The organism is uncultured Jatrophihabitans sp. (genome assembly GCF_964246335.1).
GTDB lineage: Bacteria > Actinomycetota > Actinomycetes > Mycobacteriales > Jatrophihabitantaceae > Jatrophihabitans.
Genome location: NZ_CAXTQF010000064.1, coordinates 1 through 18,077 on the forward strand (window position 1 = coordinate 1; position 18,077 = coordinate 18,077).

The 18,077-nt window shown below is 71.7% G+C and carries 20 protein-coding genes and 1 pseudogene; 15 read left to right on the plus strand and 6 right to left on the minus strand.

Annotated features, from left to right (window positions below; genetic code table 11):
- Window positions 1-184 (plus strand): annotated as a pseudogene (locus ACFFCN_RS15380) (hypothetical protein); the annotation flags it as partial.
- Here ACFFCN_RS15380 and ACFFCN_RS15385 read toward each other — a convergent pair.
- From ACFFCN_RS15385 to ACFFCN_RS15395, 3 genes are read right to left on the minus strand one after another with little or no spacing between them, the layout of a single operon-like run.
- Window positions 117-530 (minus strand): hypothetical protein, encoded by a 414-nt coding sequence (locus ACFFCN_RS15385; protein ID WP_375493054.1) that lies wholly within the window; start codon window positions 528-530, stop codon window positions 117-119. The pseudogene ACFFCN_RS15380 and the gene ACFFCN_RS15385 sit on opposite strands and share 68 nt — an antisense overlap.
- The gene (locus ACFFCN_RS15390; RefSeq protein ID WP_375493022.1) at window positions 514-1,800 is read right to left on the minus strand and encodes an MFS transporter; all 1,287 of its coding nucleotides are present in this window, start codon (window positions 1,798-1,800) and stop codon (window positions 514-516) included. The genes ACFFCN_RS15385 and ACFFCN_RS15390 overlap by 17 nt, the downstream gene beginning before the upstream one ends.
- Complete coding sequence (locus ACFFCN_RS15395) at window positions 1,797-2,228, minus strand: MarR family winged helix-turn-helix transcriptional regulator (protein ID WP_375493024.1); 432 nt, start codon at window positions 2,226-2,228, stop codon at window positions 1,797-1,799. Before ACFFCN_RS15395 ends, ACFFCN_RS15390 begins: the two co-directional genes overlap by 4 nt.
- A 67-nt stretch (window positions 2,229-2,295) precedes the next feature.
- Between ACFFCN_RS15395 and ACFFCN_RS15400 the strand changes: the two genes are divergently transcribed.
- On the plus strand, window positions 2,296-2,523 hold the full coding sequence (locus ACFFCN_RS15400) for a DUF2530 domain-containing protein (RefSeq protein WP_375493026.1): 228 nt from the start codon (window positions 2,296-2,298) through the stop codon (window positions 2,521-2,523).
- Window positions 2,524-2,532: 9 nt separating this feature from the next.
- Here the strand turns inward: ACFFCN_RS15400 and ACFFCN_RS15405 are convergent, their stop codons facing one another.
- Entirely contained in the window at window positions 2,533-3,348 is an 816-nt protein-coding gene (locus tag ACFFCN_RS15405; protein ID WP_375493028.1) for a DUF3027 domain-containing protein, read from the minus strand.
- Window positions 3,349-3,396: 48 nt separating this feature from the next.
- On the opposite strand from ACFFCN_RS15405, the gene ACFFCN_RS15410 reads away from it, so the two are divergent.
- From ACFFCN_RS15410 to ACFFCN_RS15425, 4 genes are read left to right on the plus strand one after another with little or no spacing between them, the layout of a single operon-like run.
- Window positions 3,397-4,095, plus strand: a complete 699-nt coding sequence (locus ACFFCN_RS15410; RefSeq protein ID WP_375493030.1) for a L,D-transpeptidase — start codon at window positions 3,397-3,399, stop codon at window positions 4,093-4,095.
- A gap of 38 nt (window positions 4,096-4,133) precedes the next feature.
- Window positions 4,134-5,717 carry an MFS transporter gene (locus tag ACFFCN_RS15415; RefSeq protein ID WP_375493032.1) on the plus strand — a complete coding sequence of 528 codons (1,584 nt, stop codon included), beginning with the start codon at window positions 4,134-4,136 and terminating at the stop codon, window positions 5,715-5,717.
- Window positions 5,714-6,358: a futalosine hydrolase gene (locus tag ACFFCN_RS15420; RefSeq protein ID WP_375493034.1), complete on the plus strand. Its 645-nt coding sequence runs from the start codon at window positions 5,714-5,716 to the stop codon at window positions 6,356-6,358. The genes ACFFCN_RS15415 and ACFFCN_RS15420 overlap by 4 nt, the downstream gene beginning before the upstream one ends.
- Window positions 6,355-7,161, plus strand: a complete 807-nt coding sequence (locus ACFFCN_RS15425) for a 1,4-dihydroxy-6-naphthoate synthase (RefSeq protein WP_375493036.1) — start codon at window positions 6,355-6,357, stop codon at window positions 7,159-7,161. The genes ACFFCN_RS15420 and ACFFCN_RS15425 overlap by 4 nt, the downstream gene beginning before the upstream one ends.
- Here ACFFCN_RS15425 and ACFFCN_RS15430 read toward each other — a convergent pair.
- Window positions 7,150-7,533, minus strand: a complete 384-nt coding sequence (locus ACFFCN_RS15430) for a cold-shock protein (RefSeq protein ID WP_375493037.1) — start codon at window positions 7,531-7,533, stop codon at window positions 7,150-7,152. The two genes, ACFFCN_RS15425 and ACFFCN_RS15430, sit on opposite strands and share 12 nt — an antisense overlap.
- Window positions 7,534-7,681: 148 nt before the next feature.
- Between ACFFCN_RS15430 and ACFFCN_RS15435 the strand changes: the two genes are divergently transcribed.
- From ACFFCN_RS15435 to ACFFCN_RS15475, 9 genes are all read left to right on the plus strand, one after another.
- Window positions 7,682-7,891: a hypothetical protein gene (locus tag ACFFCN_RS15435; RefSeq protein ID WP_375493039.1), complete on the plus strand. Its 210-nt coding sequence runs from the start codon at window positions 7,682-7,684 to the stop codon at window positions 7,889-7,891.
- Window positions 7,842-10,169: a helicase-associated domain-containing protein gene (locus ACFFCN_RS15440; protein ID WP_375493041.1), complete on the plus strand. Its 2,328-nt coding sequence runs from the start codon at window positions 7,842-7,844 to the stop codon at window positions 10,167-10,169. Before ACFFCN_RS15435 ends, ACFFCN_RS15440 begins: the two co-directional genes overlap by 50 nt.
- An 87-nt stretch (window positions 10,170-10,256) precedes the next feature.
- Window positions 10,257-11,906, plus strand: coding sequence for a DNA repair helicase XPB (locus ACFFCN_RS15445; RefSeq protein ID WP_375493042.1), 1,650 nt, complete (start codon window positions 10,257-10,259; stop codon window positions 11,904-11,906).
- 27 nt (window positions 11,907-11,933) lie between these two features.
- Entirely contained in the window at window positions 11,934-12,098 is a 165-nt protein-coding gene (locus tag ACFFCN_RS15450; RefSeq protein WP_375493044.1) for a hypothetical protein, read from the plus strand.
- A gap of 61 nt (window positions 12,099-12,159) precedes the next feature.
- Window positions 12,160-12,576, plus strand: a complete 417-nt coding sequence (locus ACFFCN_RS15455; protein WP_375493045.1) for a VOC family protein — start codon at window positions 12,160-12,162, stop codon at window positions 12,574-12,576.
- Window positions 12,577-12,639: 63 nt separating this feature from the next.
- Window positions 12,640-13,494 (plus strand): hypothetical protein, encoded by an 855-nt coding sequence (locus ACFFCN_RS15460; protein WP_375493046.1) that lies wholly within the window; start codon window positions 12,640-12,642, stop codon window positions 13,492-13,494.
- Window positions 13,495-13,528: 34 nt separating this feature from the next.
- A complete protein-coding gene (locus ACFFCN_RS15465; protein ID WP_375493048.1) occupies window positions 13,529-15,391 on the plus strand; it encodes a Na+/H+ antiporter in 1,863 nt (620 codons plus the stop codon).
- A 4-nt stretch (window positions 15,392-15,395) separates the two neighbouring features.
- A complete protein-coding gene (locus tag ACFFCN_RS15470; RefSeq protein WP_375493049.1) occupies window positions 15,396-15,944 on the plus strand; it encodes a DinB family protein in 549 nt (182 codons plus the stop codon).
- Window positions 15,945-15,949: 5 nt separating this feature from the next.
- Window positions 15,950-17,254, plus strand: coding sequence for a chloride channel protein (locus ACFFCN_RS15475; protein ID WP_375493051.1), 1,305 nt, complete (start codon window positions 15,950-15,952; stop codon window positions 17,252-17,254).
- Window positions 17,255-17,291: 37 nt separating this feature from the next.
- Here ACFFCN_RS15475 and ACFFCN_RS15480 read toward each other — a convergent pair.
- A partial coding sequence (locus ACFFCN_RS15480; protein WP_375493053.1) for a TCP-1/cpn60 chaperonin family protein occupies window positions 17,292-18,077 on the minus strand: 786 nt, incomplete at its 5' end.

The window sequence follows — 18,077 nt, forward strand, 5'->3', positions numbered from 1 at the left end:
CCTTACGGCCCTGCGTGAGCTGGCGCTGCGCCGGACCGCTGATCGTGTCGACGATCAGATGGTCGACCACCTCCGGCGCAACGCGGTCGAGGGCGCATGGCCGACAACCGAGCGGCTCATGGTGTGCGTCGGCGGCGATCCGCAATCGGACGCCGTGGTGCGCGCCGCGCGCCGGCTCGCTGCGACTCACCCGGGGGCGGGGCGATCCGGTCGGCGGTGGCCAGCACGCCGCGGGTCACCCGGAAACCGACGACCTCGGACAGCGCCCACTTGTCGAGCGCGAACACCGGCACGTCGAGCGGCTCGAGCACATCACGCAGCGCGTCGATGCGGGCGGGCACGCCCAGCACCGCACGGACCGGGTAGGGCGAGCCGATCAGGCGCCGCACGACGTTGCTGCCCTCGGCGACCACCACGCCGCGGCGGTCGGGACGCACGTCCGCGTCGGACAGGTCGCGGAAGTCGGCCAACCGCGGGTCGTCCGGCGCCGGGTCCGCGACCAGCTCCATGAGGTCAGGCGGCAGGCTCACGCGCGGCGCGCGTCGTCACGAGGTCGACCACGTCTGCGACGTGCAGGCCGCTGCGGCGCGCTGTGTAGGCGACCAGCGCGCCGACGCAGAGCAGGCAGACTGCGCCGCCGCCGATCACGCCCCACCGCGGGCCGAACAGCTCACCCAGCGCGCCCACGATCGGCGCACCGAACGGCGTGCCGCCCATGAAGCACATCAGGTACAGCGACATCACCCGGCCGCGCATGTGCGGTGCGACGCCGAGTTGGACGTGCGAATTCGCCGCGGTGGTGACCGACAACATGGCCAGCCCGACCGGGACGAGCAGCAGCGCGCTGAGCCAGAACGACGGCATGAGGCCGGAGACGATCTCCGCGACAGAGAACACTGCGGCGGCGCCCAGCAGGAACATCGCGGTGGGCCGCTTCGTCCGGCGGGTCGCGAAGATCGCGCCGACGAATGCGCCGATCGCGAGCGCGGTGGACAACGCCCCGTACCCGTCGGCTCCCCGGCCGAACACCTGCTTGGCGAGCAGTGCGCTGGTGATCTGGAAGTTGATGCCGAACGTGCCGACGGCGAACACCAGCACCATCGTCAGCACGAGGTCGGGGCGGCCGCGGACGTAGGACAGCCCCTCGCGCAACTGTCCCTTGGCGCGGGCAACCGGTTTCGCGGGAAACAGCTCGGCCGGCCGCATGGCCACCAGCGCGCACAGGACGGCGATGCTCGACGCCGCGTTGGCGATGAACGACCAGCCGGTGCCGACGGCGGTGATCAGCACGCCGGAGATGGCCGGCCCCAGGATCCGGCCGGTGTTGAAGATCGTGGAGTTGATCGCCACGGCGTTGGTCAGGTCGTCCTTGCCCACCATCTCGACCACGAATGACTGCCGGGCCGGGTTGTCGACGGACGTGATGACGCCGAGCACGGTGGCGAGCACCAGCACGTGCCAGTAGGCGACGACGCCCGTGACGTCGAGCAGGCCGAGCAGCAGCGCGGTCAGCGCGATGGCCGACTGCGTGACGAGCAGCAGCTTGCGCTTGTCGCTGCGGTCGGCGAGCGTGCCACCCCACATGCCGAGCACCAGCGACGGTGCGAACTGCAACGCCGTGACGACGCCCAGCGCCGTGCCGGAGTTGGTCAGCTCGAGCACCAACCAGTCCTGCGCCACCCGTTGCATCCAGGTGCCGGTGAGCGAGACCAGCTGCCCGGACGCGAAGAGGCGGTAGTTGCGGGTCCGCAGCGAGCGAAACATGCCGGCGCGTGCCTCGGGTTCGGCCAGCGCCGTCACTGGGCCGCCAGCTTGTCGAGGATCGGCACGACGCGCTGCAGCAGGGCACGCTCGTCGGCGGTCAGCGATTCGAGCTGGGTGCTCAGCCACAGATCGCGCGAACGCTGCTCGGAATCGAGCAGCGCGACACCGGCCTCGGTGATCTCGAGGATGGCCTGCCGCCGGTCGTGCGGATGCGAATCGCGGCGCACGAGCTGCTTGTCCTCCAGCGCCGCCAGGACCTTCGTCATCGACGGCGGCTGCACGCGCTCGAACGCGGCGAGCTCGCCCGCGCTCATCGGGCCGTGCTTGCGCAGCGAGGCCATCGCCGAGAGGGCGGTCAGCGTGATCGAGGTGTCGACGCGTTGGTTGCGCACCAGCCGGGTCAGCCGCAGCAGCGACGGGCGCAGCAGGGCCGCGAGTTCGGGGGCCCGGATCGCCGTGATCACAATAGTTAGCTTAGCTAACGACCGAGCGGCACGCCATCTTGTCCCGGGGCGTTCTAAGCTGCAGGCCGTGCCCGAGCTCGTCACTCCACCGCCCGTGCAGATGAATGCGCGGCGCATCGTGGCGGTCGGCACCGCACTGTGGTTCGCGGCCTTCGTCGTCCTGCTGTTCTTCTGGGGGTGGCTGGGTCGCCACGATCACCGCGTCTGGCTGTGGACGTGCCTTGCGGGCACGGTCTGCGGCGTCCTCGGCTGGTCGCTGATGAACCGGCACCGCCGGCAGGGCCGCACGATCTGAGGCCGGCGCTCAGTCCTTCGGCGTGATCTCGTCGCCGTCGTCGTAGACGAGCTCGACCGCGTCGCCGAGCGGGGTCGGCGCGGCCTGCACCTGCGAGTGGGCGCCGCAGCCGTACTCGACGCTGACGACCTGGCCGTCGGTGTCGGTGACCCCGTTGCCGCACACGCCGAAGCCGGCCCGCAGCGAGCCGGCCAGCGCCAGGAGAAAGCCGCAGGTGCCGCAGTGGCCGGGCGCCTGCCGGGCCATCGGCGTGTCCGGTCCGCGCTCGCCGCCGTGCCAGCGGTCGGCCGCGTCCAGGCGCCCGTCGCGGGAGAGCACCTGCTCGCGGCCGAGGCCGAGCTCGAACGCGACGTCACTGATGACCGGATCGTCGGTGTCGTCGGCGACGTAGGCCGGGACCAGCCGCGGGTCGTCCTGCCGAGCGGGCAGCAGGTCGCCGGGCGCGAGATCGCCGGGTTGCACGCGCTCCTGCCACGGCACCCATACCGGCGCGAGCAGCGCGTCGTCGCCGGGCAGCAGGACCACCTCGTCGACCGTGACGTGCTCGTCGTCCAGCGTGCGGGCGAGCGTCACCCCCCAGTGCCAGCCCACGTATCCGGGCAGCGTCGAGGCGAAGGCGTGCGTCGCCACGCGCACGGGCTCGTCGGCCACGGTGGTCTCGGCGCGCACGCCCAGGTGCTCGCCGACGGCGTCGCCACCGCCGATCCCGGCCGCGTCGACGGCGGCGCGGTAGGCGACGTCGATCGCCGAGGCCAGCACGTCGTCGCGCTCGGCGAGCACGCCGGTGGTGCCGGGCGAGCTCGTGGTGTCGTCGCTGCTGCTCACGGCGACCAGTGTCCCACCCGTCGCGGGGCGTATGTCAGGGTGAGGTCGATGGTGAGCATCGAGCGGACGGCGACCCCGCGCCGGCGCACCGCGTGGACGCGGTTCGCGCAGCGCTGGGGCTGGCGCGCGTACGCGCTGCCGATCCTGGCGGCTGTCACGGTGCTCGCCCTGGTACGCGGCGCGCCGACCCGGCCCACGCACGCCCGACCGCAGGCCGCGCCGACCCGCTCGCTCGGCTCCCCGGCGCACCGGGTCACCGTCGAGGGCTTCAGCGGGTCGGCCGCCGGCTTCGCAGCGGGGTCGGTCCCGCCGCCCGCGCCGGCGGTCGTGAACCTGGGCACGGACGCCTCGTCGTGCGCGACCAACAGCTACCGCCAGCTCGTCCTGGTCAGCGTGCGTGCGCAACACCTGTGGGCGTGCGAGGGCGCCAAAGAAGTGCGCTCGACGCCGGTGACCACCGGTTCGGTCACCCACCACGACCAGACCCCGCGCGGGTCCTGGCGGGTGCAGGCCAAGCAGCGCAACCGCTATCTCGTGGGCCGCGGATACCGCGACTACGTGAAGTACTGGATGCCGTTCGACGGCGACTACGGCATGCACGACGCCTCGTGGCAGAAGATGCCGTTCGGCTCGCAGGACTGGCCCACCGGCGGCTCGCACGGCTGCGTGCACCTGCCGACGCAGACCATGGCGTGGATGTACTCCTGGGCGAAACCCGGCACCACGGTCGTGACCGTCGAGCGCTGAGTCCCGATCAGCTGCGCCACGTGAGGCAGGATGGACGGGTGGGCAGGCGTGACGGCGATCCGGCGGCAGGAGGCCCCCCGCCGGGACGCCACGACGCCGACACGACCGCCCTGCCGCGCGGCACCGATGCCGACACGACCGCCCTGCCGCGCGACCGGTTCGGTTCACCCACCTATCACCACACCCCCGCGGCGCGCCGGGACGCGCCGTCGATGCCGCCGCTGCGCCCCCCGAAGCAGCCGTCGCCGTCCGGGCCGGCCGGCATCGGCCGGGCCGCGCTGAGCGGCACCAACAAGCTCGCCCGCGGCGTCACGCGCAAGGTCATCGACGCGAGCAAGGCCGACGGTGCGGACGAATCCGGGCTGACGGCGCTCGTGTGGAACCAGGTGCTCAGCTACGGCACCGACGCGATGATCACCGTCGCGTTGGCCGGCACGGTCTTCTTCGGCGCGTCCGCGCACGCCCAGCGCGGCAACGTGCTGCTCTACCTGCTGGTCACCATGGCGCCATTCGCCGTCGTCGCGCCGGTGATCGGGCCCGCACTCGACCGGTTGCAGCACGGGCGGCGGTGGACGATGGCCGGCACCGCGATCGGCCGATGCATCCTGGCGCTGGTGATGGCCGCGCACCCGACCGAGCTGCTCGTGCTGTATCCGTGCGCGCTCGGCTCACTGGTGCTGTCGAAGGCCTACGGCGTGGTCCGCGCCGCCGCGGCGCCCCGGCTCGTGCCGCAGGGCATGACGCTTACCAAGGCCAACGCGCGCATCACCATGTTCGGCCTCGGCTCGACGCTCGTGCTCGGCGGTCTGGTCGGCGCCATCATCAAGGTGTCCGGCTCGTACACGGCCGGCCTGATCGTGACCGCGTTCGGCTTCGCCGCGTGTGCCGTCTTCGCGTTCCGGCTGCCCAAGCAGGTCGACTCCGCGTCCGCGGCACCGCGGCATCCGCAGGAGCCGGTGCGGCCACGCCGGCAGGAGCGGGTGCCACCGATTCAGCGCATCCACGCCTGGGCCAGGCGCGGATTCGACCCGCATCTCGTGATCGCCCTGCAGGGTGAGTCGTCGCTGCGCCTGCTGTCCGGCATGCTGACGATCTACCTCGCGTTCTTCGTCGAGTCGACGCAACACGGCCTGCAGGGCGTGCTCGAGCTCGGCCTCGTGGTCGGTGCCGCGGGCGTCGGCAACTTCCTCGGCACCGCCATCGGCACCCGGCTGCAGATGAGCAAGCCGGAGTACATCATCGTGCTGAGCGTGTGCATCAGCGCCGCCGTCGTGCTGCTCATCGCGTTGTTCTTCAACGTGCTGTTCGCCGCCGTCGGCATGCTCATCGCGTCGATCACCAATGCGTTGTCGAAGATCGCGCTGGACGCGCTGATCCAGCGCGACGTGATCGAGACGCTGCGTTCCAGCGCGTTCGCCCGGTCCGAGACGTTCCTGCAGCTGGCATGGGTCATCGGCGCGGCGCTCGGGGTGGTGCTGCCGAGCAACAGCGACGGTGACGGTTCGATCGGCTTCGTCGTCGCCGGTGTCGTCGTCGGTGCGGTGGGCGTGCTGATCGCCCTGCGCAACCGCGCCATCACCACCCGCTCGGCGGTCGACGTGCCGTGGCCGGTCCGGCAGTGAGCGGACCCGCACCTGCCGCGCGCCTGCTGATCGTCACCGCCGTCGCGGCCGAGCGCGACGCGATCCACGCACACCTGCCCACCGACCGCTCCGACGTGCGCGTCGTCGTCGCCGGCGTGGGGCCGGCGTGCGCCGCGGCGTGCGCGTCGGCCGAACTGGCGCGCGCGGGCGCGGATCTCGTGCTGGCCGCGGGGATCGGCGGTGGCTTCGCACCGCTGCGGGCCGGCGACATCGCGGTGGCGAGCTCGCTCGTGTTCGCCGACCTGGGCGCCGACTCCCCCGACGGCTTCCTGCCCGTGTCGCAGCTCGGCTTCGGCGCCGAGCGCCACTACGTCGAACCGAAACTCGCCGTCGAAATCGCCGACCTCACCGGCGGGCATCTCGGCACCGTGTTGACCGTCGCAACCGTTACCGGCACCGCCGAGCGCGCTATGCAACTCGCCGACCGCTTCCCGCAGGCCGTCGCCGAAGGAATGGAGGGCGCCGGCGTGGCAGCCGCTGCGCACCTGCACGGCGCGCCGTTCGCCGAGGTGCGTGCGATCAGCAACGCCGTCGGCCCCCGTGACCGCACGGCGTGGGAGATCCCGCGCGCGCTCGATGCACTCGGTGCCGCTGTCGCGGCGGTGGTGGAGGCCCGATGAAGATCGCCTATTCCCCGTGCCCGAACGACACGTTCGTCTTCCATGCGTGGTCGCACGGGTTGCTGCCCGCCGCGCCCGCGCTGGACGTCACGTTCGCCGACATCGACGTCACCAACTCGGCAGCGGAGCGCGGCGAGTTCGACGTGGTGAAGGTGTCCTACGCCGCGCTGCCGTGGCTGCTGGACACCCACGCGTTGCTGCCCAGCGGCGGCGCGCTCGGCCGCGGCTGCGGGCCGCTCGTGCTCACCCGGGAGCCGATGGGCTCACTCGACGGACGCACCGTGGCCGTGCCGAGCGAGCGCTCGACGGCCTACTTGCTGTTCCGGCTGTGGGCCAGCGGGCAGCGGCCAGCGCGCATCGACGTCGTGCCGTTCACCTCGATCATGCCGGCGGTGCGCGACGGCGCCTACGACGCGGGGCTGGTCATCCACGAGGCGCGGTTCACCTACCCGCAGTTCGGCCTGCAGGCGCTGGTCGATCTCGGCGAGTGGTGGGAGCGCGACACCGGGCTGCCGATCCCGCTGGGCGCGATCATCGCCCGCCGTGGCCTGGACCTCGACGCGCTCGCCGGCGCGGCCCGACGCTCCGTCGAATACGCGTGGGCGCACCCGCAAGCGTCCGCCGACTACATCGCCGCGCACGCCGACGAGATGTCACCGGACGTGCAGCAGCAACACATCGCGCTCTACGTCAACGAGTTCACCCGCGAGCTGGGCGACGAAGGCTATGCGGCCGTCGAGGCTCTGCTGGGCCGGGCCCACGAGGAAGGGCTGACCCCGCGCAATCCGTCCCTACGCGTCTAGCTGGTCGGCGAAGGCGCGCAGCAGGCGGGCGATCCGGTGCGACTCGGTGCGGTCCGGGTAGTGGCCGCGGCGCAGTGAGTTGGACGTACGGTCGAGCACCTTGATCAGGTCCTCGATCTGCGGCGCTATCTCCTCGGCCGGCTTGCGTACGTTGCGCACCACCGACGGCACGGGGTCGAGCAGCCGCACCTGCATCGCCTGGTTGCCCTTGCGGCCGGAGACGATGCCGTACTCGACGCGGGTGCCGGGACGGACCTCGGCCATGCCCTCCGGCAACTGGTCGCGGTGGACGTAGACGTCCTCGCCCTCGTCGTTGGACAGGAAGCCGAAGTTCTTTTCGGCGTTGAAGAACTTGACTTTGCCCGTGGGCACCGCGGACTCCTCGAACGAAACTGCGCTGACAGCAATCGAGGCACCGCAGGACGGCGCCTCCGCTGTACAGATTACCGACCGTGTCCGCGGGATTCACCTGCCAGCCGGATACACTCGACTGTCCACCCCAGTCACGAAGGGCAGGCCCATGGCCGGCACGTCACCTCGCCTTCCCGAGCAGTTCCGCGGTGCGCGCAACGACGACGACGCCGTCGACTTCACCGTGTCCGAGCTGGTCTCGGACGCGGCCGGGGCGCACTCGCCGTTCGGCGAGATCGAGTACCCCGTCCCGGCGTCGACGCTGGGCTATGTGCACCCCCGCGCGGAGGACCGTCCGCGCCTCGCCGACGGGCGCTGAGTCGCTGACCGAGTCGCCGAGCGAACAGCCCTCCGCCCGGGCCGGTTCGCTGGCGCAATGGCTGCGCCAACGCACCGATCAGCAGCTGACGCGCCTGCTGCAGCGCAGGCCCGATCTTGCGTTGCCCACTGCCCCGGACCTCGGCGCGCTGGCCGCACGGCTCGGCGTCCGCACCTCCACCCAGCGCGCGGTCGATTCGCTGGACGCGCCCGCGCTGCACGCGCTCGAGACGCTCGTGCTGGCCGCCGGGCCGGACGATGCCGTCGACGACCCGCAGCCGGACGGGCTGGACGCCCTGCTCGACGTCGCGCTCGTCTGGGGCGACGCGGATCTCGTGCACCTGACGCCCAGCGTCCGGGACGCGGTCGGCCCCTATCCGGACGGTCTCGGCCGGCCCGCCGACGTGCTGTTCGCCCGGCAGCCGGCGGCCGAGCGGCCGCCGCTCACCGACGCCGACGCACTCGACCGGCTGCTGGCACAGTGCAGCGACGCGGAGCGCGACGTCCTCGAGCGCCTGGCCGTCGGTCCGCCGGTCGGCTCGGTGCGCCCGACGGCAGGACCGTCGCCGGTGGCCGGGCTGGTCGCCCGCGGGCTGCTGGCGCAGCTGGACGCGCAGCGGGTGGAGCTGCCCCGCGAGGTCGCGTCGGCGTTGCGCGCCCGGCACGGCGGTGAACGTGTCCGGCCGCCGGAGCTGGTGCGGCGCGCGCCGTACGAACTCGACCAACTCGCCACGACCGCCGTGCGTGAAACGCTGCGGCTGCTCGACACGCTCGCCGAGCTCTGGTCCGCCACCCCGCCGGCGGTACTGCGCTCGGGCGGCCTCGGCGTGCGCGAGCTGCGGCGCACCGCCCGCGAGCTCGACGTCCCCGAGTCGCACGCCGCGCTGCTCGCCGAGGTCGCGTTCGCCGCCGCGCTCGTCAATTCGACCAACTCCGTCGAGCCCGTGTTCCTGCCCAGCGAGGAGTACGACGTCTGGCGCGAACGCGACGACGCCGGCCGCTGGATCGCCGTGGCGACCGCGTGGCTGGCCATGACCCGCCAGCCCAGTCTGGTGAACGAGCGCGGCGAGCGGGACCGCGTCATCACCGCGCTCGGGCCGGACGTCGAGCGCGGCACCATCCCGACGTTGCGCCGGCACGTCCTCGGCCTGCTGGCCGAACTGCCGCCGGGCGCTGCACCCGCCGGCCGCGCGGACGTGCAGGCGCTGCTGGCCTGGCAGCAACCGCGGCGCGCGGCAGCGCAGCGTTCGGTGACCGACGCGGTCCTCGACGAAGCCGACCTGCTGGGCGTGACCGTCGCCGGCGGCCTGACCGGGTACACCCGAACGCTGCTCGACGGCTCGACCGCCGCAGCCGAGCACGCGCTGGCGCGGGCGCTGCCCGAGCCCGTCGACCACTTCCTGCTGCAGCCGGACCTCACCGTCGTCGTGCCCGGTCCGCCGGGGCGCGGACTCGGCGAGCAGCTGGCCCGCCTCGCCGACCTCGAGTCGTCGGGCGGGGCCAGCGTCTACCGGATCACCGAGCGCTCGGTGCGTCGCGCGCTGGACACCGGCCGCACCGGCGAGCAGTTGACCGCGTTCGTCGAGGACCACTCGCGCACCCCGGTGCCGCAGGCGCTGCGCTACCTGATCGACGACGCCGCGCGCCGGCACGGCGTGCTGCGGGCGGGCGCCGCGAGCACCTACCTGCGCTGCGACGACGAGAACCTGCTCGCCCGGGTGCTGGCCGACCGCGACGCCCGTGCGCTCCAGCTGCACCTGATCGCGCCCACCGTGCTGATCAGCGAAGAGCCCGTCAACCGGGTGCTCGACGTGCTGCGCGAGGCCGGCTTCGCGCCCGCGGCCGAATCGCCCGGCGGCATCGTCCTCACCCTCGACCGGGAAAGCCCCCGCGCACCCACCAGGTTGCCGGCGCGCGCCGTGCGCAGCACCAACACCAGCGACACCGCGGGCGCGCTCGCCGAGGTGGTGCGCCGGATGCGCGCCGGGGATGCGGTGCGCGAGCGCAGTCGGCAGGTGCACGCCGCCGTCGCCGAGGTGCCCGGGGTGACGTCCGCGGCGACGATGGAACTGCTGCGCACAGCCGTCCGCGAGGAACGGCTGGTGTGGCTCGGCGTCGCGCAGGCGGACGGCCCCGCCACCGCGCACGAGCTGCACCCGATCTCGCTCGCCGCCGGGTACGTGCGCGGATACGAGCGCGGCCGGCCGGGGCTGGCCTCGTTCCCGGTGCACCGGATCACGTCGGTGGACTTCGCCGACGAGCAGCGCGAGGACACGTGACGCCGTACGTGTTGCCCGTGCCACGGAAGCCTTTGCGGCCCGTGCGCGTTTGAGACACTGAGCAATTCGTTCCATGCGAGGAGATTCGTGACCGACGGACCGCTGATCGTGCAGTCGGACAAGACACTGCTGCTCGAAGTCGACCACCCGCAAGCCGCCGAGGCACGCGCCGGCATCGCGCCGTTCGCCGAACTCGAGCGCAGCCCGGAACACGTGCACACCTACCGCCTGACGCCGCTCGGGCTGTGGAACGCGCGTGCTGCGGGCCACGACGCCGAGCAGGTCGTCGACGCGTTGGTGCGCTTCTCGCGCTACCCGGTGCCGCACGCGCTGCTCGTCGACGTCGCCGACACGATGGACCGCTACGGCCGACTGCAGCTGGTCAAGCACCCGACGCACGGGCTGGTGCTCGTCAGCGTCGATCGTGCCGTGCTCGAGGAAGTGCTGCGGCAGAAGAAGATCGCGCCGATGCTCGGTGAGCGCATCGACGCCGACACCGTCGCCGTGCACCCGTCCGAGCGCGGCCGGCTCAAGCAGGCGCTGTTGAAGGTCGGCTGGCCTGCCGAGGACCTCGCGGGTTACGTCGACGGCGAGGCGCACCCGATCGCGCTCGACGAGTCCGAGTGGCACCTGCGCGACTACCAGCAGCAGGCCGCGGACATGTTCTGGGCCGGTGGCTCGGGCGTCGTGGTGCTGCCCTGCGGCGCCGGCAAGACGCTGGTCGGCGCTGCCGCGATGGCTCACGCACAGGCCACCACGCTGATTCTCGTCACCAACACCGTCGCGGGCCGGCAGTGGAAGCGTGAGCTGCTCGCGCGCACGTCGCTCACCGAGGAGGAGATCGGCGAGTACAGCGGTGAGCGCAAGGAGATCCGCCCCGTCACCATCGCCACGTACCAGGTGATGACGACGCGCCGGAAGGGCGAGTACCGCCACCTCGAGCTGTTCGACTCCCGCGACTGGGGCTTGATCATCTACGACGAGGTGCACCTGCTACCGGCACCGATCTTCCGGTTGACGGCTGACCTCCAGTCGCGCCGGCGGCTCGGGCTGACTGCCACGCTGATCCGCGAGGACGGCCGCGAGGCCGACGTCTTCTCCCTCATCGGGCCGAAGCGCTACGACGCGCCGTGGAAGGACATCGAGAACCAGGGCTACATCGCGCCGGCCGACTGCACCGAGGTCCGGGTCACGCTCACCGATGCCGAGCGGATGTCGTACGCGACGGCCGAGCCCGAGGACCGCTACAAGCTGGCCGCCACGGCGCGCACGAAGCTGCCGGTGATCAAGACCATCGTCGACCAGCATCCGGACGACCAGGTGCTCGTCATCGGCGCCTACCTCGATCAGCTCGACGACACCTCGGCCGAGCTCGACGGCGCGCCGATCATCCAGGGCTCGACGACGACCAAGGAGCGTGAGCGGCTCTTCGACGAGTTCCGGCGCGGCGAGTCGCGGGTGCTGGTCGTGTCGAAGGTCGCCAACTTCTCGATCGACCTGCCCGAAGCGGCGGTCGCCGTGCAGATCTCCGGCACGTTCGGGTCCCGGCAGGAAGAGGCACAACGCCTCGGCCGGGTGCTGCGGCCTAAGGCGGACGGCCGGCAGGCGCACTTCTACACCGTCGTGTCGCGCGACACCCTCGACGCCGAGTACGCCGCGCACCGGCAACGCTTCCTCGCCGAACAGGGCTACGCGTACACGATCGTCGACGCCGACGACCTGCTCCGCCCGCTGTAACCGGTCGTCCGGGCGATACTCGCTCGGGTGAGCAACGACTACCAGCCCATCATCCGCATGTTGCTGCGCCGCTGTCCGGTCTGCGCGGCGACGACCGACGACCCCGACTCCCATACCGCATGGCACGAGCGGCTGCGCGATGCGTTGCGCAACGGTCCGCCGGTCGTCGACCCGGTCGACCTGGACCGCTGACCCTTTCCGCGCAGCCGCGGTCGCGGCACAATCGCAGACCCGACGACCGAGGAGCGCGACGATGAGCGTGGTGCTGAATCCCTATCTCAACTTCCGCGGCCAGGCGCGGGAGGCCATGGATTTCTACCGATCCGTCTTCGGCGGCGAGGTCACCCGGATGACGTTCACCGAGGGCGGCATGCCGGTCGGCGACGACGAGCAGAACAACGTCATGCACTCGCAGCTGGACGTCGACGGCCTGACCCTGATGTGTGCGGACCTGCCGAGCAGTATCCCCGGCGAATACGCCAGCAACGGCACGATCTCGCTCAGCGGCGACGACGAGACCACGCTGCGCGGCTACTGGGACAAGCTGGCCGACGGCGCGACCGTCGGCCAGCCGCTGGAGAAGGCGCCGTGGGGCGACACGTTCGGCATGCTGACCGACCGGTTCGGCGTCTCCTGGCTGATGAACATTTCCGGCCGATCCGCCAGCTAGGCAACGGTTCGATCACCTGTCCGACCGGCGGCGACGTGTGAAGCCGACGTCAAAGGTGCTTTCATGGTGAGCATGAACCCGCGCTTCGTCTTCTCCGCCATCGTCGCGACGGCCGCCGCGGCAACGCTCACCGCGTGTGCGTCGTCCTCGCCTGCGCCCCACACGTCGCCGGCCGCGGGCAAGGGCACGAGCGCGAACAGCACGTCGGCCAGTAGTGCCCCGACGACGAGCGCGGCAGCCGCGCCGGCGGGTGATCAGGCCACGAGCCTGGCAACGTCGCTGAAGCAGACCCTGGCGACGGTGAAGTCGTTCCACCTGACGCTGAACGTCACCGCCGCCGGCGCCAAGATCACCGGCACCGGTGACGAGAAGCTGGCGGGCGGCAAGCTGGCGGCGTTCCAGATCACCGAGAACATCCCCGGCGGCCAGACGGTCCGCATCGTCTACGTCGACGGCAAGATCTACGCCAAGTTGCCGCGCAGCCTGAGCAAGTCGAGCAAGCCGTACGTGCTGGTGTCGCCGAACAGCACCAACCCGATGCTGCGCGGTATCGCGCAGTCCCTCGACTCCGCGCTGCAGTCCGCGTCCGCCCAGAGCGCCAGCGTGTTCGCGCAGGCCGCGTCCTCGGTGCGCAACCTCGGCAAGACGACGGTGGGCGGCCAGCAGGTCACGCACTACGCGGTCGTGGTCGACCCCAAGAAGCTGCCGGCCAGCCTGCCGGGCAGGTCGACACTCGCCAAGGTGGGCGTCACGTCGATACCGGTCGACATGTACCTCGACAACCAGAATCGCCCGGTGCAGATCAGCTCGCACACCACCGTCCTGGGCAAGAGCACCAACTCGGTGGCCACGATCAGCCGCTACGACCAGCCGGTGGCCATCTCGGCGCCGCCTGCCGGCGAGGTCGCCGCACGCTGACCCCGCCGACCCACGGGTCGGTGAGAATGAGTGGGTGCATCCCGCTCTGAACATCCTCGGCCTCGTAGCCGTGGTCGGCGTCGTCGCCGGCGTGGCGCGCCGCCTGGGCTGGTCCGAGCCGCTGGCCCTGTTCGTGATCGGCATCGGGCTCTCGTTCGTCCCGCATTTCCTCGAGATCCGGCTGACGCCGGACATCGTGCTGGTCGGGCTGCTGCCGCCGCTGCTCTACGCCGCGGCGATCCGCACGTCGCTGATCGACTTCAAGGCCAACCGCCGCGCGATCGGGCTGCTCTCCGTGGGACTGGTGGCGTTCACCGTCTTCGCCGTCGGGCTCGTCGCGTGGTGGGTCGTGCCGTCGGTGTCGCTGGCCGCGGCCCTGGCGCTCGGCGCCGTGGTCGCGCCGCCGGACGCGGTGGCCGCGACGACGGTCGCCCGCCGGGTCAACATGCCGCGCCGAATGGTCTCGATCCTGGAGGGCGAGAGCCTGGTCAACGACGCCACCGCACTGGTCGCGCTCAACACGACGGTCGCTGCGATCACCGCAACAGTGAGTCCCTGGTACGTCGGGTGGGATTTCCTGCGCGCGGCCGGCGGTGGCGTTCTCGTCGGCCTGGTCGCGGCGTTCGTGCTCGCCCAGATCCGCCGGCTGATCGACGACGCCGTGCTGGACACCACGTTGTCGTTCGCCGCGCCGTACATCGCGTTCTTGCCCGCGCAGGAGATCAAGGCGTCCGGCGTGCTGGCCGTCGTGGTCTGCGGGCTGCTGCTCGGGCACAAGGCACCGGTGCTGCAGACGGCCGGCTCGCGCATCGCGGAGAACATCAACTGGCGCACCGTGCAGTTCCTGCTGGAGAACGTGGTGTTCCTGCTGATCGGCCTGCAGATCCGCGACATCCTGCGCAATCTTCGGCACACGCATCTGTCCTGGGTGCAGATCGCCGTGTCGTGCGTGGCGGTGCTCGTCGCGACGATCCTCGCTCGCGTCCTGTGGATGTTCGGCGTCTCCGGCGCGCTGCACCTGGTGCGATCCAAACGCACCTGGAGCTGGCGGGTCAGTGCGGTGGTGTCCTGGGCCGGCATGCGGGGCGTGGTGACGCTGGCCGCGGTGTTCCTGCTGCCCGCCGCCACGCCGCAACGTGACGTGCTCACCCTCGCCGCCTTCACCGTCGTGGCCGGCACGCTGCTGATCCAGGGACTGACGCTGCCGTGGGTGGTGCGGCGCGCCGACCTGCCGGCACCGGACGCTGCCGAGGACGCGTTGCAGAGCGCAGGGCTGGTGCAGACCGCGGCGCGCGCCGGGTTGGCCGTGCTCGACGAGGTCGCCACGGACGACGACCCGCCCGAGGTACTCGACGACCTGCGCTCACGCGCCACCGAACGCAGCAACCGGATCTGGGAACAGCTGGGTCGCTCGCAGCTCGAGATCGAGCCACCGGCGGCCACCTACCGGCGGCTGCGGCTGCTCATGCTGTCCGCCGAACGCGGATCGGTGCTCGAGGCACGCGACAGCGGCACCTACGACGACGAGGTTCTGCGCAGCGCGTTGCAAGCGATCGATCTCGAGGAATCGCTGCTCGACCGGATCGACGACGCGGCCAGCAAGGTGGACGATGAGCTGGTGACGTCGACCCAACGCACCGGCGACTGCGAGCACCTGCGCGACGCGCCGCGCTTCGCGCAACCGCGCACCCCCGAGGGCTGCGAGGAATGCCTACGCGACGGCACCCGCTGGGTGCACCTGCGGCTGTGCCTGGCGTGCGGCCACGTCGGGTGCTGCGACTCCTCACCGATGCGCCATGCCAGTGCGCACTTCCACGACACCGGCGACCCGGTCATGCGCTCGATCGAACCCGGGGAGGCCTGGCGCTGGTGCTTCCGCGACGAGCTGCTCGGCTGAGCCAGTGACCACGCCGAGCGTGCCGGCAGTGCCGCCGCCGGACACGAAGGACTGGACCTGGGCGATGCGCGAGCCCTGCCCGGACTGCGGATTCGACGCCGCCCGCGTCGAGGACGAGGACGTCGCAGACCTCACCCGCGACTACGCGCAGGTCATCTGCGACGCCGCGCGCGCTTCGCAGGGCACGACGCGGCCACGCCCGGACGTCTGGTCGCCGAACGAGTACGCGTGTCACGTCCGCGACGTCTGCGCACTCTTTCTCAGCCGGCTCGTGCGGATGCTGACCGAGGACGACCCGTTGTTCGCCAACTGGGACCAGGACGCGGCGGCGTTGGACGGCGAGTACTGGACGCAACGGCCCGGGCTCGTGTGCGGCCAGCTGACCGCGGCGGCCGACGTCATCGCGGAGCAGTTCGCCGGGGTGCACGGCGTTCAGTGGCAGCGGCCGGGTCGGCGCTCGAACGGCTCGGCGTTCACTGTCCACTCTTTCGCGCGGTACTTCCTGCACGACCTGGCCCACCACGCCTGGGACGTCACGCACTCGGCACACTGAGTCCCGTGATCCGGGCCGCGTGGCGCATGGTCGCGGCGACGCTTGCCACCGGGGTCGCCGCGGGAGGACTCGGGGTGCTCCTGACGCTGCTGCTGCACGCGATCCAGCATCTGTTCTGGGGCTACACCGAGAACACGTTCCTCATCGGCGTCGAGCACGCCGGTGCAGCGCGCCGCATCCTGGTGCTGGCGGCCGGCGGCGTCGTCGCCGGTGTCGCGTGGTGGTTGAGCCGGCGGGCGTTCACCACCGAGTCGGTGTCGGTGACACACGCGATGCGCGCGCAGCGACCCGACCTGCCGCTGGTCGCGACGATCATCGACGCGGTCATCCAGATCGTCGCGGTGGCCTTCGGCGCCTCGCTGGGTCGGGAGGGGGCGCCGCGCCAGGCCGGCGCCGCCGCAGGGGGTCCGCTCGGTCGATGGCTGGGCGTGTCCGCCGCGCAGCAACGAATCCTGCTCGCGGCCGGCGCTGGCGCGGGGCTCGCCGTCGTCTACAACGTGCCGCTCGGCGGCGCGGCGTTCACCATCGAGGTCCTGCGCGCACCGTTCGCGGTGCGGGCGATCGTTCCTGCGCTGGTGACCTCCGCGATCGCGACGACCGTCGGCTGGGCGGTCTTCGGGACGAGGCCGTTCTACGAGCTTCCGGCGATCTCCTTCTCCGGTCAGGCACTGGCCTGGGCGCTGCCGCTGGGCGTCGTCGCCGGCGTTGCCGGAGTCGTGTTCGTTCGGCTGATGACAGCGGCCCGCCGGCATGCGCCGAGCGGCTGGCGCGTCGCGGTCGCGGTGCCGCTCGTGTTCACCGCGCTCGGCGCACTCGCCGTCGCCTACCCGCAACTGCCCGGCAACGGCCGCGGACCGGCAACCCTCGCCTTTGACGGTTCGATCGGCCTGGGGCTCGCCGCGACGCTGCTGGTCTGCAAGCCGCTGGCCACCGCCGCCTGCCTCGGCGCAGGCGCGATCGGCGGCACGTTGACGCCGGCGCTGGCGACCGGTGCGCTGCTCGGCGCGGTGGCCGGGCACCTGGCGGACGAGCTGTGGCCGGGCGCGCCCGTCGTGCAGTTCGCGGTGATGGCCGCGGCCGGCGTGCTGGCGGTGACGCAGCACGCGCCGCTCACTGCGGTGATCCTGACCTTCGAGCTCGTCGGCGGTACGCACCTCGTGCTGCTCGCGCCGGTGCTCGTCGCCGTGATCGCTGCGACGGCGGTCGCCGCTGCGCTCGGCCAGCGTGGCGCCCTTGCCGACTGGTTGCGGCGGACCGTCCCGACCACGAGACACAGAAGAGGGCGACCCTCGCGGGCCGCCCTCTTCTGAGTAGCGAAGCTCTGCTGCTCCTTCTGATCGCGAGCGATCAGAAGTCCATGTCACCGCCCATGCCGGGCGCGCCGGCCGGAGCCGCCGCCTTCTCCGGCTTGTCGGCCACGACGGCCTCGGTGGTGAGGAACAGCGCGGCGATCGACGCCGCGTTCTGCAGTGCGGAACGCGTCACCTTGGTCGGCTCGACGACGCCTTCCTTGAACATGTCGACGTACTCACCGGTCGACGCGTTCAGGCCGTGACCCGGCTTGAGGCCGAGCACCTTCTCCGACACGACGCCACCCTCGAGGCCGGCGTTGATCGCAATCTGCTTCAGCGGAGCCAGCAGCGCGACCTTGACGATGTTGGCGCCGGTGGCCTCGTCGCCCTTCAGGTCGAGCTTGTCGAACGCGCTGACGGTGGCGTTGGCCAGTGCGACACCGCCGCCCGGGAGCAGGCCCTCCTCGACGGCCGCCTTCGCGTTGCGCACGGCGTCCTCGATGCGGTGCTTGCGCTCCTTGAGCTCGACCTCGGTGGCCGCACCGACCTTGATGACCGCAACACCGCCGGCGAGCTTCGCCAGGCGCTCCTGCAGCTTCTCGCGGTCGTAGTCGCTGTCCGAGTTCTCGATCTCGGCGCGGATCTGGTTGACGCGACCCTGGATCTGGTCGGCGTCGCCGTTGCCCTCGACGAGGGTCGTCTCGTCCTTCGTGGTGGTGAACTTGCGGGCGCGACCGAGGTCGTCCAGCGTGGCGTTCTCCAGCTTCAGGCCGACGGTCTCGGTGATGACCTGGCCACCGGTCAGGATCGCGATGTCCTGCAGCATGGCCTTGCGGCGGTC

Bases quoted from the DNA above. Each gene is read 5' to 3' on its own strand.
- ACFFCN_RS15410 (WP_375493030.1), top strand. From the start codon at position 3,397: ATGGTGAGCATCGAGCGGACGGCGACCCCGCGCCGGCGCACCGCGTGG.
- ACFFCN_RS15425 (WP_375493036.1), top strand. From the start codon at position 6,355: ATGAAGATCGCCTATTCCCCGTGCCCGAACGACACGTTCGTCTTCCAT.
- ACFFCN_RS15435 (WP_375493039.1), top strand. From the start codon at position 7,682: ATGGCCGGCACGTCACCTCGCCTTCCCGAGCAGTTCCGCGGTGCGCGC.
- ACFFCN_RS15440 (WP_375493041.1), top strand. From the start codon at position 7,842: ATGTGCACCCCCGCGCGGAGGACCGTCCGCGCCTCGCCGACGGGCGCT.
- ACFFCN_RS15455 (WP_375493045.1), top strand. From the start codon at position 12,160: ATGAGCGTGGTGCTGAATCCCTATCTCAACTTCCGCGGCCAGGCGCGG.
- ACFFCN_RS15460 (WP_375493046.1), top strand. From the start codon at position 12,640: ATGGTGAGCATGAACCCGCGCTTCGTCTTCTCCGCCATCGTCGCGACG.